Raw genomic sequence first — 13,751 nt, 5'->3', positions numbered from 1 at the left:
GCTTCACCAGATCCTTCAGCCGGTCCTTGGCCTTGGCCAGGAACGCCGCGTCGACGGCGCCGATGCCTTCGTCGAGGATCAGGATCTCGGGGTCGATCGACGTCACCACGCCCAGCGCCAGGCGGACGCGCATACCCGTCGACTACGTGCGCAGCGGCATCTGGAGGTAGTCGCCGAGCTCGGTGAACTCCGCGATGTCGTCGACGCGCTTTTCCATCTCTTTCGCGGTCATGCCGAGGAAGAGGCCGCGGATGATGATGTTCTCGAGGCCGGAGATCTCCGGGTCCATGCCGATGCCGAGGTCGAAGACCGGCGCGATCTTGCCGATGATCCTGGCTGAGCCGCGGGTGGGCTCGTAGATGCCCGACAGCAGCCGCAGCAGCGTGGACTTGCCCGCGCCGTTGTGGCCGACCAGGCCGACCCGGTCGCCTTCCTTCAGCGACACGGTGATGTCGTGCAGCGCCTCGATGATGGGCACCTTGGTGTCGGAGCCGATCTTGCCGCCGACCTTGCCGAGCACCTGCTTCTTCATCGACCGCGTCTTGGCGTCGAAGATCGGGAAGTCGACCGATGCGTTCCAGACGTCGATGCTGACCATGGTTTAGCCGACCTCCTCGTCAGACCCAGTAGGAAACACGGGCGCGGTAGTTGCGCAGGATCACCAGCGCGGCGAACCAGCCGACGACGGTGAAGCCGCCGACGATGGCCCAGTGGTGCCAGTCGACCGCGTGGCCGAGCAGCGGCGCGCGGACGATCTCGACGAAGTGGTAGACGGGGTTGAGCTCCGCGACCAGGATGCGCCAGCCCGCGTCGCCACCGCCGGTGACCTTGGTGAGGATGCTGGCGTCCCAGACGATCGGCGTCATGAAGAACACCAGGTTGATGAAGCTGTTCACCACCGGCGGGATGTCGCGGAAGCGGGTGCTGATGACGCCGAACAGCAGCGAGACCCACACCGCGTTGACCGCGAGCAGGACGAAGCCGGGGATCGCCAGCACGATGGTCCAGCTCAGACCGGGGTGCAGCGGACCCTGGTCGGTCATCCGGTACTCGTGGTTGAGCGAGGTGAAGAAGATCGCGAGCACCACCGCGTAGACCACGAGGTTGTGCAGGAGGAACAGCACCTGGCGCCACACCATGCGCATCACGTGCACGGTGATGGGTGCCGGGAGGTGCTTGATGAGCCCCTCGTTCGCGATGAAGACGTCGGTGCCCTCGGTGACGCAGCCGACGATGAAGTTCCAGACGATGAAGCCGACCGTCACGTACGGCAGGAACGTCGCGACTTCCGTTCCGAGCAGCACCGAGTACAGCAGGCCCAGCGCGAGGGCCGTGGTGCCCATCGAGATCGTGATCCACAGCGGACCGATGACCGAACGCCGGTAACGCTGCTTGATGTCCTGCCAGCCGAGGTGACCCCACAGTTCGCGGTGGTGCCACGCCTCCCGCACGTCGGCGAACGCGCGCTGGAAGCTGCGCGACTTGACGGCGGGGGGCGCCTCGGAGTGGTCGAGGGTACTGGTGGCTTGCACGAGGACTGAGCGTACCGGCGTCCGATCGGAGGCTTGCTCACCGGTGGGTCACGGTGCGATCACCTGGCTCAGACCTTGGTCACCTTGACGACGACCTGTTCGTGGTCGTAGGTGTACCCGAGGTAGTCGAACTCGACGCCGTGGGCCTCGACGTGCTCCATCCAGGCCTTGTGCTCGTGCTCCTGCCACTGCGGGTAGTTGAAGTACTCGTCGAAGATGACGACGCTGCCCTCGACCAGCCGCGGGCCGACCAGGTCGAGCACGGTCTTGGTGGACGAGTACAGGTCGCAGTCGACGTGCAGGAGCGTCACCGGCCCCTGGTGCTCCTCGAGGAACTTCGGCAGCGTCTCGTCGAACCAGCCGGGGACGAGCTCGGCACCGGGCACGTCCGGCAGGCCGTCCATCGTGAACGTGCCGGCCGGGAACCCGTTGCGCCAGTCCTCCGGCAGGCCCTCGAACGAGTCGAAGCCGTAGACCTCGCCGTCGCGGGCGTTGGCGATGACCTTGAGCGTGCCGCCGGTGTAGACGCCGAACTCGAGCGCCATGCCCTCCGCCGGGGCGTGGGCGAGGGCGTGCTCGAGCGTCGCCTGGGGCGTGCCGAAGTGCGGGACGCGCGGCATGTGCTCCTGCACGAACCGCGCGCTCTGCAGCGCGGCCTCCTGGTCTGCGGCGAACACGATGTCGCGCCGGGTCCGCACCTCCTGCTCCACCGAGTGGTCGACGATGCGGTTCGCCTGGTGTGCCAGCTCGCTGCGCAGCTCGTCCCGCAGACCGTCGATCTGGACCTGCAAGCGCTGGATCTGCTCGCGTTGCGGGGCGATGGCGTCCTGGACCAGTTCGATCGCCTTGACGCGCAGCTTGTGGCGAAGTTGCTTGGCCTGCAGGCCACGGCGGACACGCTCGAGCACGGTGGCTCCTTCCCGAAGTTCAGCGCATCGTAGAGCCACGTTCAGGTTGTCGTGCCAGAGGTGTCTAGAGGTATTGCCCCGTTCCCTTGCCCGTGGGCCCGGCGTCCGCCCCGTCGCCGCTGCCGGCGGGGAGCGCCCGCCCGCGCATGTGCTCCAGCTGCGAGCGCGCGGCCATCTGCTGGGCGAACAGGGCCGTCTGGATGCCGTGGAAGAGGCCCTCCAGCCAGCCGACGAGCTGGGCCTGCGCGATCCGCAGCTCGGCGTCGGACGGGGTGCCGTCCTCGGTGAACGGCAGCGAGAGGCGCTCCAGCTCGTCGCGCAGCTCCGGCGCGAGACCGTCCTCGAGTTCCTCGATCGACCGCTTGTGGATCTCCTTGAGGCGGTTGCGGCTCGCCTCGTCCAGAGGCGCCGCCCGCACCTCCTCCAGCAGCTGCTTGATCATCGTGCCGATCCGCATGACCTTGGCCGGCTGCTCGACCATGTCGGTGATGTCGCCGTCCTGACCGCCGACGATTACGACGGGCTGCTCCTTTGTCATGGTCTCCATCCTCGCTTCTTTCCCTCTGCCCCGGTTAGCCGGGTGGGGGCTGGCCGACACCGTGTTTGCGTTCATACGTACGGTGTGAGTCATGGCGTTCGACGTCGCACGGGTACGGGGGCTCTTCCCCGCGCTCGGCGACGGCTGGGTCCACCTGGACGCACCGGCGGGCATGCAGGTGCCGGAACAGGTGGCCACCGCCGTCTCCACCGCGCTGCGCGCCCCGGTCTCCGGACCCGGTGGCATCTTCCCGGCTTCCCAGCGCGCACAGGGCATCGTGGACGCCGCCCGCAGGGCCGTGGCGGACCTCGTGGGCGCCGATCCCGCCGGCGTCGTGCTGGGGCCGTCCTCCGCCGTGCTGCTGCAACGCCTCGCCGACGCCATGACCGACGACTGGTTCATGGGCGACGAGGTGCTCGTGTCCCGGCTCGACCACCCGGCGAACATCGCGCCGTGGCTGCGCGCCACCCAGCGCACCGGCAGCGCGGTCAAGTGGGCCGAGATCGACATCGAGACGTGCGAGCTGCCGAGCTGGCAGTACGACGAGCTCGTCACCGACCGCACCAAGCTCATCGCCATCACCGCGGCGTCCGGCGTGGTGGGCACCCGGCCCGACCTCGCCAAGATCTCCGCGGTGGCCCGCGCGCACGGCTCGCTGATGGTCGTCGACGCCTCCTCGGCCGCGCCTTTCGTGCCGCTCGACATCGTTGGCATGGGCGCCGACGTGATCGCCCTCTCCGCCGGCCAGTGGGGCGGCCCGCCGGTCGGCGCGCTGGTGTTCCGCGACCCGTCGATGCTGGAACGGCTGCCGTCGGTCTCGGTCGACCCGGCCGCCCGCGGCCCGGAACGGTTCGAGCTCGGCCCGCACGCGTACCCGATGCTCGCCGGTCTCGTTGCATCGGTGGAGTACCTGGCTGATCTGGACGACGCGGCGTCCGGCACGCGCCGTGAGCGGTTGCTCACGTCGCTCGGGTCCGTGAAGGCCTACCAGGCGGGGCTTCTCGCCAACCTCATCAACGAGCTGCGCTCGCTGCGGCACGTGATGGTGATCGGTGACGCCATGCGACGGGTTCCGGCGCTGGCGTTCTCGATCGCCGGGGTCAAGGCGGAGGACGGCGTCGAACACCTCGCGTCCCGGGGTGTCTGCGCGTTCGCCGACCCCGGTCAGTACGGCGTGTTCTCGGTGCTGGGCGTCGGCGAGATCGGCGGCGCCATCCGCATCGGGCTCGCGCACTACACGAACGCGGTGGAGATGGACGACCTGGTCAGGGCCGTGGCCGAACTGGCATGAGGACTCAGGAGATCTTGCTTGGACGACTCGCTGGATCGCGAGCTCGCTGATCTTTCGGCCCTGCACCGCCTCGTATCGCTGAACACCGAGTACCTGCCCCGGCTCTCCGGCGACCTGCGCCCGTCCGCTCTCGTCGCCGTGATGGACGAGATCGTGCTCAGCGCGCGGACCGTCCTGGTGGAGCTCGGCTGCGGCTCCACGTCCGTCCTGCTGGCGCGTCTGTTACAGCAGCGAGGTTTCGGGCACCTGCTGTCGATCGAGCACGACGAGCGCATCGCCGCGTTCGTCGCCTCACAACTACGACGCGAAGGTCTGGGTTCGGTCGCCCGCGTGGTGCACGCGCCGTTGTCACGGCATCCGGCAGCACTGCCGCGGCACGGCCAGTGGTACGCGCCGCAGCAGGTGCACGACGAGGTGCTCGCGTACGTCGACCGGTTCGGGCTGGTGGACCTGCTGCTGGTGGACGGGCCGGGGTTCGGTGACTCGCGCTATCCCGCGTTGCCGGTGCTGCGAGCCGTGCTGGCGCCGGGCGCGACCGTGCTGGCGGACGACGCCGACCGCCCCGACGAGCAGGCCGTGCTGACGCGGTGGTCCGAGGAGTTCGGGCTGGAGTTCCGCACGGCTCCCCGGACCGCGCTGGCGTCGGCTACCGCTCTCGCTTGAGCAGGACCTTGCCGAAGACGTCGCTCGCCTCCAGCAACCGGTGCGCTTCCGCGGCATCGGACATCGGCACTACCTCGCCGACGATCGGCTTCACCGCACCGCTCTCGACGAGCGGCCACAGGTGCTCGCGGACCTGGGCGACGATCGCGCCCTTGTTCTCGACCGACCGCCCGCGCAACCCGGTCGCCATCACCATCGCGCGCTTGGCCAGCAGCTTGCCGATCGGCAGCTCGCCCTGCACGCCGCCCTGCATGCCGATGATCATCAACCGGCCGTCCTGCGCGAGCACGTCGATGTTGCGGGGCAGGTAGGCGGCGCCCATGTTGTCGAGGACGACGTCGGCGCTCTCGACCTCGGCCACGAAGTCCTGGGTCTTGTAGTTGACCGTGATGTCGGCGCCCAGTTCGGCGCACTTCCGCAGCCGTTCGTCGGAGCCCGCGGTGGCGGCGACCGTCGCGCCGAGCGCCTTCGCCACCTGGATCGCGTGCGTGCCGATGCCGCCCGCGCCGCCGTGCACGAGGAACGTCTCGCCGAGCTTGAGCCTGCCGTCCATCACGACGTTCGACCACACCGTGCACGCGACCTCGGGCAGCGCGGCCGCCGTGACGACGTCGACGCCCTGCGGCAGCGGGAGGACCTGCGGTGCCGGCACGACGACCTTCTCCGCGTAGCCGCCGCCGGCGAGCAGCGCGCACACCTCGTCACCGACGTCCCAGCCGGTCACACCCTCGCCGACCGCCGCGATCGTGCCGGAGCACTCCAGCCCGATGATGTCCGACGCGCCCTTCGGCGGTGGGTAGAAACCCTGGCGCTGCAACAGGTCCGCGCGGTTGACCGCGCTCGCGGCGACGTCGATCAGCACCTCGCCGGGACCGGGGACGGGGTCGGGGACCTCCGTCCACTCGAGCACCTCTGGGCCGCCTGGGTCACGAACGGTGATGGCACGCATGTGATCGACCGTAATACCGTTCGACACGTCCGGCACCATCGGATCATGGACGCCTGGCCTCTGCGACACCTGGTCCTCCGCACCCCGCGCCTGGAGCTGCGCCCGGACGACGACGAGGGCTTGTTCGAGCTCGTCGAGGTGGCGAAGGCGGGTGTGCACGACCCGGCGGAGATGCCGTTCTACGTGCCGTGGACCGACACCCTCGCCGAGGACGACGGCAGGGCCACGCTCCAGCACTTCTGGGGCCTGCGCGCCAAGTTCGCGGCGAAGGACTGGGCGATCCCCTTCCTCGTCCGCCTCGACGGCAGGGTCGTCGGCGTGCAGGAGATCGCCGCGCGCGACTTCGGCGTGCTGCGCGAGGTGAACACCGGCTCGTGGCTCGGCCTGGAGCACCAGCGCGGCGGGATCGGCACCGAGATGCGCATCGCCGTGCTGCAGTTCGCGTTCGACCACCTGGGCGCGACCATCGCTCGTTCGGCGGCTTGGCTGGGCAACCCCGCGTCGAACCGCGTCAGCGAGAAGCTCGGCTACGTGCACGACGGGACGATGGGCGCCGCACCCCGCGGCGAGCGTCTTGAGCACGTGCGACTGCGCCTGGACGCCGCCGGCTTCGTGCGCCCGGAGTGGGAGGTCTCCGTCGAGGGTCTCGCGGAGAGTGTTCAGCTGCTCACCAGCTGAGTTCCCGCCGAGAGACGGATTGTGTCCCGGGTCTCCTCTTTGTGAGGGTTGCGCCATCTCGACCGAAGGGGAACGTTCACATGTCCGGCAGAACCAAGCTGGCGACAGTGCTTGCCATCTCGGCATTGGTCGCAGCCCCCACCGCCACCGCGTCCGCCGCGGCTGAACCAGCCGGCCCCGCCCTCGCCAGGAAGCTCGCGAAGAAGGTGACGGTCGAGGGCGTCAACCGGCACCTGATCGCCTTCCAGCGCCTCGCCGACCGCAACGGCGGCAACCGCGCCGCCCTGACCCCCGGCTACGACGCGAGCGTCGACTACGTGGCGGGCAAGCTCCGCGACGAGGGCTTCATCGTGTCCACGCCGACGTTCGACTTCGACGTCTCCGTCACCGACGCCGAGATCGCCCGCGTCGGCGGCGTGACCTACCAGGCGCTGATCCTCAGCGAGTCGCCGCAGACCCCGGCAGGCGGCGTGACGGGCCCGTTGCGCGTCGTTCCCGAGGACGCCACCACGGGCTGCGAGGCCACCGACTTCGCAGGCCAGGACTTCATCGGCTCCGTGGCCCTGATCCGCCGCGGCGGCTGCACGTTCGAGCAGAAGCACCTCAACGCCGCGGCCGCGGGTGCCATCGCCGTGCTGGTCTCGAACAACGTCGCCGGCCCGCTGTCCAATGTGACGCTGACCAACCCCGGCAAGATCCCGACCGGCGGCGTCTCGCAGGCCGACGGCACCACGCTCGCCGGCAAGGCGGGCTCCGCGATCACCGTCGACATGCGCTTCCACACCGAGACCCGCACCCAGCGCAACGTCGTCGCCCAGACCCGCACCGGCCGCACGAACAACGTCGTGATGGCAGGCGCCCACCTCGACAGCGTCGAGGTCGGCCCCGGCATCAACGACAACGGCACCGGTTCGGCCTCCCTGCTGGAAACCGCGCTGCAGCTCGGTTCCCGCCCGAAGGTCGACAACGCGGTCCGGTTCGCCTGGTGGGGCGCGGAGGAGCGCGGCCTGATCGGCTCGACCGAGTACGTCCAGTCGCTGACGTTCGAGCAGCAGCTGGACATCGCGCTGTACCTGAACTTCGACATGGTCGGCTCCCCGAACGCCGCGTACTTCATCTACGACGGCGACAACTCCGACAACGTGGGCGCGGGCGCTGGCCCGTACGGCTCCGCCCAGATCGAGAAGGCCTTCGCCGACTACTTCGCGGCCAAGGGCGTCCCGACCGAGGGCACGGACTTCTCGGGCCGCTCGGACTACGGCGAGTTCATCGCGCAGGGCATCCCGGCCGGTGGCCTCTTCACCGGCGCCGAAGGCGTGAAGACCGCGGCCCAGGCGGCGAAGTGGGGCGGCACGGCGGGTGTCGCCTACGACCCGTGCTACCACTCGGCGTGCGACAACCTCGGCAACATCGACCGCACGGCCCTGGGTCGCAACGCGGGCGCCATCGCGTTCGTGACGGCCGCCTACGGCGTCTCGACCGAGGACGTCAACGGCGTGCCGCCGCGCGCGAAGCGTGCCGACGCGCGCAAGGCCGCGTCACTGCGGACGGCCGCTGTGCACGACGACCACTCGCACCTGGCCGCCTCGTAGTTCCCCGGAAACGCTGAAGGCCGGGTCTCCCGTCGGGAGGCCCGGCCTTCTCGCTGCGCGAGCGTCTCAGCCCAGGTTGTTCGTGTCGAACGTGTTGCAGCGGGCAGGGTCGCCCGTCTCCAGCCCCGTGTTGAACCACTTCTGCCGCTGCGCCGAGCTGCCGTGGCTGAACTGGGTCGTGTCGACCCGGCCGCCGCCGAGCTCGCGCTGGATGAAGTCGTCGCCGATGCGCGAGGCCGCGTCCAGCGCCGCGGCGATGTCCTCCTGCGTGATGTTCGAGATCAGCGGCTGGCCGTTGGCCGACGGGGTCGTCGTCGCGGCCTTGCCCCACGCGCCCGCGTAGCAGTCGGCCTGCAGCTCCAGGCGCACCGAGCCCGAGGTGGGACCGGTCTCCTGGCCGACCCGGTCGGAGGTGCCCAGCTGGTTCTGCACGTGGTGGCCGTACTCGTGGGCCAGCACGTAGGCCTCGACGAACGGGCCGCCGGTCGCACCGAACTTGGTGCGCAGCTCGTTGAAGAAGTCGAGGTCGATGTACACCTGGGAGTCCGCGGGGCAGTAGAACGGGCCGACCGCGGACGTCGCGTTGCCGCAGCGCGTGTTCACGCTGTTGCGGAAGAAGTTGGTCTTGGTGACCTGGTAGGTCTTGCCGGAACGCGCGAACTGGTCGGTCCAGAACGCCTGGACGGAGTTGATCGTGGCCACGATCCGGCAGTCGCCGTCGCGGTTCGCGTCGGCGCCGGTCTTGCACTTCTCGGCCAGCTGACTCGACTCGACCTGGGTGTTCGTGCCCAGGCCCTCCAGCCCGCTCGAAGGCAGCTGGATGCCGGTGAACTGCTGCACCAGGAAGTAGATGATCAAACCGACCACGCCGAGGCCACCGCCGACGCCGGCGACCCGGCCGCCGACGCCCCGCTGGTCCGAAACCTGGGAAAGATCGAGTTCCGCGCCTTCGTTGAACTGCACCGCAATCCTCCTGTTAAGGACCCCCTGGGTGCCGCAAACGATAAAGCACCAAACACGCCTTGGTGCGGAGCCCACGTCGGGGCACCGCACCAAGGCTTTCCATGTGGTAGTGACGACTACGGCCCACGAAGGTTGGCGTGGCGCTCAGCCGGTGACGCCATGAGACGTCAGCGATGCCGAGCTCAACAGCGTCGAAGTGCACCGAGCGACGCCTGACGGCGCCTGGGCACCCGAAACCTCGTGTCCGTCGCTACGCAGTCGCGACCGGACCGGTTACGTCCAGTCCGCTCGCGGGGATGCGACAGACCGCGTTTCGCCACAGCGAGGAGATACCTGCACAGCACCACCTGACCCCTTCCGGGCGTGGCCTCCGGTGGTTTGGTTCAGTCACCGTTCCGGTTGCCAGCTCGTCTTCGACTATGCGCTTGATCGCCATATTTCTCAACACCTCACACCAAACCTGAATTGGTGAAGTCGGACGGGTGACCTGCGGAGATCGACTGTGCGGACAGCAATCGCCCGGTGAGCGGAGTGCTCGCCGGGCGATTGTGAAAAATGGTCAGAAAATGATTAGGCTTTCGCGGAGCGACGCGCGCCGCGGCGGGCCATCACGCCCGCGGTCATCAAGCCGAGACCCACCAGCAGGAACTCCAGCGGGTCCGCGCCGGTCCGCGAGAGCCCTGGGATAGCGGACGCCTGGTGCGACGCCCTGATGCCGGTCTGCGGGGTGCCCGCGCCCGAGTCGTCGCCGGTGGTGCCGGAACCGGCGTTGTCGTTCCCGTCGTCGTTGCCGCCACCGGGGTTCTGACCGCCCGGCTGCTCCGGCTGCGGCTGCTCGGGCAGTTCCGGCTGCTCCGGCTCTTCCGGCTGGGGCTCCCCGGTCTTGCCGCAGTCGCCGCTCGCGGTGCCGAGCACGGCCGCGCTGGTGCCGCAGACCGTCGCCGGCGCCTCGACGGTGCCGTCGGCCTGATCCGGCCTGGTCTGACCGCAGCTGCCGGTGCCGCCGCCGGCGACGCCGATCGAGTTGCCGCACACCGTGACGGGCGCGGAGACGAGCGCCTTGTCGGCCTGGACGCGCGCGGCGGGCTGCTCCTCGCACGTGGCGTCAGCGGTGCCCAGCACGGTGATGGCGTTGCCGCAGATCCTGACGGGGACGCTCAGCAGGGTGCCGACGCGGACCTCCTCGTCGACGTCGACCGGAACAGGAACCGCCTGGGCCCACCCGGCGGTGGCGACGATGATCCCGCCGGTCAGCAGGGCCGCGGACATCGTTCGGTTGAGGTTCTTGCGCATGACTGTTCTCCCTGACGTGAGATGGCTGATCCCTCGGCTCGTGCGGGCACGGGGATCAGTCGGGGGAGAACGTCGGTTCCTCCGCGCGCACGGTGCGTGGCACGGCGTGCTGCTCGGTGCTGACGAGAGACGTCGTGGTGGTGGGCGGCCGCATCGCGTGCGGCAACGTGCCCGCCGGTATCTGGGAGCCGCTCGCCGACGTGCCCGCGCCGCTCTGCGGGAGCGTGCCGGTCATCGGCTGCTCCGCGCGCGGTTGCGGTTGCTGGGGAACGGGGTTCGCGGGCGGAGTCGTGGCCGACGGCTGCGGTGGCGTGTGGTGCCGTTGTTCCGGTGCCTCGATCTGCACGGGCGGCGCTTCGGCGACAGGAGCCGGAGGTGGTTCAGGTGGTGGTGCGGGGTTCTCGGTGCGCGGGTCCGGCTTCGGCGGACGGGGCGCTTCCGGTTGCGGCGGAGCGATCCCGGTGACGATCTCCACCCCGATGTCGACGACGGGGAGCCCCACCTCGATCCCGAGCCGGTCGATCTCGACCCTGACGTCGGCGTTCGCCTCGCCCGCGCCGCCCAGCAGCCAGGCACCGGTCACCAGACCGGCGAGCAGGAGGAGCCGACGCAACCACGACATCGGCCCTCACACTAGATCAAACGGAGCAACCGGACACGCGAAAAGGCCACCCCGCCGACTTACCGTCGCCGGGGTGGCCTTCGCACGCGGTCCGCGGTTACGGGATCTGCGTGATGCGGTCCTGCGCCGGCGGGGCCTGGTTCGGGTGCGCCGTCAGGTAGCCGGCGAACGCGTCCAGGTCGATACCACCACCGGTGATCGCGGTGCCCTTGGTGAACTCGCTGAAGCCGTCACCGCCGCCCTGCAGGAAGCTGTTGATCGTCACGCGGTAGCTCGCGTTCGGGTCGAGCGGAGCGCCGTTGAGCACGACGTTCGAGACCTTCGAACCGAACGGCGCGGACGCCGACCAGCTGTACTTCAGGCCCGCGGAGGGCTGCAGCACGAACGTCCTGGCAGCGGTGAACTGCTGCTCCAGCACGGTCTTGATGTTCGCGCCGGTCAGCGTGACCGTCTGCAGGATGTTGCTGAACGGCTGCACGGTGAACGCCTCGCCGTAGGTGACGACACCGTTGCCCTCACCAGCGGGCGAGCTGGCGTACGTGAGGTCCGCGCGCACGCCACCGGGGTTCATCAGCGCGAGCACCGCGCCGTTGCCCGAGGTGGCCGCGAGCTGCGAGTCCGCGATCAGGTTGCCGAGCTGCGACTCGCCCGCGGCGTTCTGCAGCTTCAGGATGTCCGCGCTGACCGTGCCGACCTGCTTGTTGGCGATCGGGGCCGACTTCGTCTTGGCCAGGTCGATCACGGACTGGATGGCCGGATCCGGCGTGACCGTGCGGGTCACGATCTTGTTGTCCGCCTTGGTCTCGCCGCGGATGACGTCGCGCGTCCGGCGGTCGATCTTCAGGTCGACGACGCTGAGCTCACGCCCGAAAGCGAGGCCCTCGATGAACGGGCGCGGGTTGCCGGCAGGGTCCTTGACCACGCAGTTGTAGTGCTGGTGGCTGTGGCCGGAGAAGACCGCGTCGATCTTCGGGCTGACCTGGGTGGCGATGACGCTGCCGGGGTTGTTGGCGGCGACGTTGCAGGCGTTGGGCCCGCCACCGGAGGCGGTGACCTGGTCGCCCTGGTGCACGAGCAGCACGATCGACTTCACGCCGATGGCGTCGAGGAGGTTGGCGTACTTGTTGGCGGCCTTGACCTCGTCACCGAACGCGAGCTCCTTGATGCCGTTCGGGTCGACCAGGATCGGCACGTCCTTGAGCGGCATGCCGATGAAGCCGATCGGAACGCCGTCGCGGATCTCCACCCAGAACGGCGGCAGAGCGGGCAGCCCGCTCTTGGCGTGCGTGACGTTCGCCCCGAGGATCGGGAAGTTCGCGCCCTTGTACCTGTCGCTGAACTGACACCCGTCGACCGGGTGGCAGCCACCGCGCTGCATGCGCAGGAGCTCCTTGTAGCCCTCGTCGAACTCGTGGTTGCCCGCCGCGGTCGTGTCCATGCCGACCTTGTTGAGCACCTCGATCGTCGGCTCGTCGTGGAACAACGCCGACACGATCGGCGAAGCGCCGATCAGGTCGCCCTGCCCGACGATGACGGAGTTCTCGACCTCCTTCTGGAGGTTCTTGATGTGCGTGGCGTTGTAAGCGGCGCCACCGGCGTCGACGGTCGTGCCGTCGGGGAGGATGACGCGTCCAGACGACCCGGTGGGCGGCTCGATGTTGCCGTGGAGGTCGTTGATGCCGATCAGGCGCACGTCCACCGTGCCCCGACCGCGCAGTGACTGGACATCGGCCTGGGCAGGCCCGGTAGCGCTGATGACAGTGGCCGCGGCGGCGGTGATCGCCAGAACGGAAAGCCGTCTGAACGAACTCATGGGTTGGAGGCCTTTCGAAGGCGTGGTTAACGCGCGTGTACGGCGGAGGAGTCTGCCTCCAGGAGGCCGCGTTTTCCAGAGGGATGACTGGATCGTCATCCGGCCGTCTAGCCTTGTTCCCGTGACACCAAGTGAGCAGGAGCCGCGCTGGCTGGACGCGGGGGAGATGCGTGCGTGGCGCACCTACGTGAGCGGTTCGTCCATGCTCATGGACCGCCTGCACCGGGAGCTCCAGGACGCCCACGGAGTGTCACTGGCGGACTACGAGATCCTGGTCCGCCTCTCCGAACAACCGAACCGCCGCATGCGCATGACGCAACTCGCGGAGGACGTCGCCTCCTCCAAGTCCCGCGTCTCCCACCAGGTGGCCCGCATGGAGAAGGCGGGCCTGGTGCTGCGCCGCGAGTGCACGGAGGACGGCAGAGGCGTCCTGGCCGAGCTGACCCCGAAGGGCATGACCCAGCTGGTGGCAGCGGCCCCCACCCACCTGCGCGGCGTGCGCGAGCACATCATCGACCTGCTGACGCCCGAGGAGGGCGAGGTGCTGGCCAAGGTCTTCGACCGGGTCACGACGCACCTGCGCGAGGCGAACGGCTAGGCTTCCCGGCGGACGCCGGTGGTGTCTTGGAAGCGTGGCAGAGCGGCCGAATGCACCCGCCTTGAAAGCGGGAGACGGGCAACCGTCCGGGGGTTCAAATCCCTCCGCTTCCGCAGTCTGACCAGGGGCGGCGCACCATTCCGGTGTGCCGCCCCCGGTCGTTTGGCTAGCGGCGCGCCACCGCCAGCAACCGATGGCTGCCCACCTCGAACGAGCCCCCGTCGGTGTCGCCGTACAACGCGACCGAACCGAACCCGGCCTCCGAAAGCATCCGAGTCAGCTCACCGGCCGTGTAGACGTGCTGAACGCAG

Annotated in this window: 13 protein-coding genes, 1 tRNA gene and 1 pseudogene; 6 read left to right on the top strand and 9 right to left on the bottom strand. The window is 69.2% G+C overall.

What is annotated here, in order from left to right; genetic code table 11:
* The 4 genes and pseudogenes from VM306_RS22630 to VM306_RS22615 all read right to left on the bottom strand — a co-directional run.
* A pseudogene (locus VM306_RS22630) lies at nt 1-598 on the bottom strand (ABC transporter ATP-binding protein); the annotation flags it as partial.
* A gap of 19 nt (nt 599-617) precedes the next feature.
* Nucleotides 618-1,532 (bottom strand): ABC transporter permease, encoded by a 915-nt coding sequence (locus VM306_RS22625; protein WP_325518288.1) that lies wholly within the window; start codon nt 1,530-1,532, stop codon nt 618-620.
* A 68-nt stretch (nt 1,533-1,600) separates the two neighbouring features.
* Nucleotides 1,601-2,440 carry a class I SAM-dependent methyltransferase gene (locus VM306_RS22620; RefSeq protein ID WP_325518286.1) on the bottom strand — a complete coding sequence of 280 codons (840 nt, stop codon included), beginning with the start codon at nt 2,438-2,440 and terminating at the stop codon, nt 1,601-1,603.
* Between the two features lie 64 nt (nt 2,441-2,504).
* A complete protein-coding gene (locus VM306_RS22615; RefSeq protein ID WP_325518292.1) occupies nt 2,505-2,978 on the bottom strand; it encodes a bacterial proteasome activator family protein in 474 nt (157 codons plus the stop codon).
* A gap of 91 nt (nt 2,979-3,069) precedes the next feature.
* Here VM306_RS22615 and VM306_RS22610 point away from each other — a divergent pair, with 91 nt between their 5' ends.
* A complete protein-coding gene (locus VM306_RS22610; RefSeq protein WP_325518284.1) occupies nt 3,070-4,269 on the top strand; it encodes a cysteine desulfurase-like protein in 1,200 nt (399 codons plus the stop codon).
* An 18-nt stretch (nt 4,270-4,287) separates the two neighbouring features.
* On the top strand, nt 4,288-4,932 hold the full coding sequence (locus VM306_RS22605; protein WP_325518282.1) for a class I SAM-dependent methyltransferase: 645 nt from the start codon (nt 4,288-4,290) through the stop codon (nt 4,930-4,932).
* Here VM306_RS22605 and VM306_RS22600 read toward each other — a convergent pair.
* Nucleotides 4,916-5,881 (bottom strand): NAD(P)H-quinone oxidoreductase, encoded by a 966-nt coding sequence (locus VM306_RS22600; RefSeq protein ID WP_325518280.1) that lies wholly within the window; start codon nt 5,879-5,881, stop codon nt 4,916-4,918. The genes VM306_RS22605 and VM306_RS22600 overlap by 17 nt on opposite strands.
* Nucleotides 5,882-5,926: 45 nt before the next feature.
* Here VM306_RS22600 and VM306_RS22595 point away from each other — a divergent pair, with 45 nt between their 5' ends.
* Entirely contained in the window at nt 5,927-6,559 is a 633-nt protein-coding gene (locus VM306_RS22595) for a GNAT family N-acetyltransferase (RefSeq protein ID WP_325518278.1), read from the top strand.
* 80 nt (nt 6,560-6,639) lie between these two features.
* Complete coding sequence (locus VM306_RS22590) at nt 6,640-8,151, top strand: M28 family metallopeptidase (protein WP_325518276.1); 1,512 nt, start codon at nt 6,640-6,642, stop codon at nt 8,149-8,151.
* Between the two features lie 66 nt (nt 8,152-8,217).
* Here the strand turns inward: VM306_RS22590 and ypfJ are convergent, their stop codons facing one another.
* The 4 genes from ypfJ to VM306_RS22570 all read right to left on the bottom strand — a co-directional run bounded on the left by ypfJ (nt 8,218) and on the right by VM306_RS22570 (nt 12,842).
* Nucleotides 8,218-9,114 (bottom strand): KPN_02809 family neutral zinc metallopeptidase, encoded by an 897-nt coding sequence (ypfJ, locus tag VM306_RS22585; RefSeq protein WP_325518274.1) that lies wholly within the window; start codon nt 9,112-9,114, stop codon nt 8,218-8,220.
* Nucleotides 9,115-9,684: 570 nt separating this feature from the next.
* The gene (locus VM306_RS22580; RefSeq protein ID WP_325518272.1) at nt 9,685-10,407 is read right to left on the bottom strand and encodes a hypothetical protein; all 723 of its coding nucleotides are present in this window, start codon (nt 10,405-10,407) and stop codon (nt 9,685-9,687) included.
* A gap of 55 nt (nt 10,408-10,462) precedes the next feature.
* Nucleotides 10,463-11,029, bottom strand: a complete 567-nt coding sequence (locus VM306_RS22575) for a hypothetical protein (RefSeq protein WP_325518270.1) — start codon at nt 11,027-11,029, stop codon at nt 10,463-10,465.
* 97 nt (nt 11,030-11,126) lie between these two features.
* Nucleotides 11,127-12,842, bottom strand: a complete 1,716-nt coding sequence (locus VM306_RS22570) for a bifunctional metallophosphatase/5'-nucleotidase (protein ID WP_325518268.1) — start codon at nt 12,840-12,842, stop codon at nt 11,127-11,129.
* Between the two features lie 166 nt (nt 12,843-13,008).
* Here VM306_RS22570 and VM306_RS22565 point away from each other — a divergent pair, with 166 nt between their 5' ends.
* Entirely contained in the window at nt 13,009-13,440 is a 432-nt protein-coding gene (locus tag VM306_RS22565) for a MarR family winged helix-turn-helix transcriptional regulator (RefSeq protein WP_325518290.1), read from the top strand.
* 28 nt (nt 13,441-13,468) lie between these two features.
* A tRNA-Ser gene (locus VM306_RS22560) sits at nt 13,469-13,553 on the top strand.
* The last annotated feature ends 198 nt before the right edge of the window (nt 13,554-13,751 follow it).

Source organism: Lentzea sp. (assembly GCF_035525475.1).
Classification (GTDB): Bacteria; Actinomycetota; Actinomycetes; order Mycobacteriales; family Pseudonocardiaceae; genus Lentzea.
The sequence above is the reverse complement of the archived record's forward strand: the minus strand, read 5'-3'. Positions and strand labels throughout refer to the sequence as shown.

Bases quoted from the DNA above. Each gene is read 5' to 3' on its own strand.
- VM306_RS22615 (WP_325518292.1), bottom strand. From the start codon at position 2,978: ATGACAAAGGAGCAGCCCGTCGTAATCGTCGGCGGTCAGGACGGCGAC.
- VM306_RS22610 (WP_325518284.1), top strand. From the start codon at position 3,070: ATGGCGTTCGACGTCGCACGGGTACGGGGGCTCTTCCCCGCGCTCGGC.
- VM306_RS22600 (WP_325518280.1), bottom strand. From the start codon at position 5,881: ATGCGTGCCATCACCGTTCGTGACCCAGGCGGCCCAGAGGTGCTCGAG.
- VM306_RS22595 (WP_325518278.1), top strand. From the start codon at position 5,927: ATGGACGCCTGGCCTCTGCGACACCTGGTCCTCCGCACCCCGCGCCTG.
- VM306_RS22590 (WP_325518276.1), top strand. From the start codon at position 6,640: ATGTCCGGCAGAACCAAGCTGGCGACAGTGCTTGCCATCTCGGCATTG.
- VM306_RS22580 (WP_325518272.1), bottom strand. From the start codon at position 10,407: ATGCGCAAGAACCTCAACCGAACGATGTCCGCGGCCCTGCTGACCGGC.
- VM306_RS22575 (WP_325518270.1), bottom strand. From the start codon at position 11,029: ATGTCGTGGTTGCGTCGGCTCCTCCTGCTCGCCGGTCTGGTGACCGGT.
- VM306_RS22570 (WP_325518268.1), bottom strand. From the start codon at position 12,842: ATGAGTTCGTTCAGACGGCTTTCCGTTCTGGCGATCACCGCCGCCGCG.
- VM306_RS22565 (WP_325518290.1), top strand. From the start codon at position 13,009: ATGCGTGCGTGGCGCACCTACGTGAGCGGTTCGTCCATGCTCATGGAC.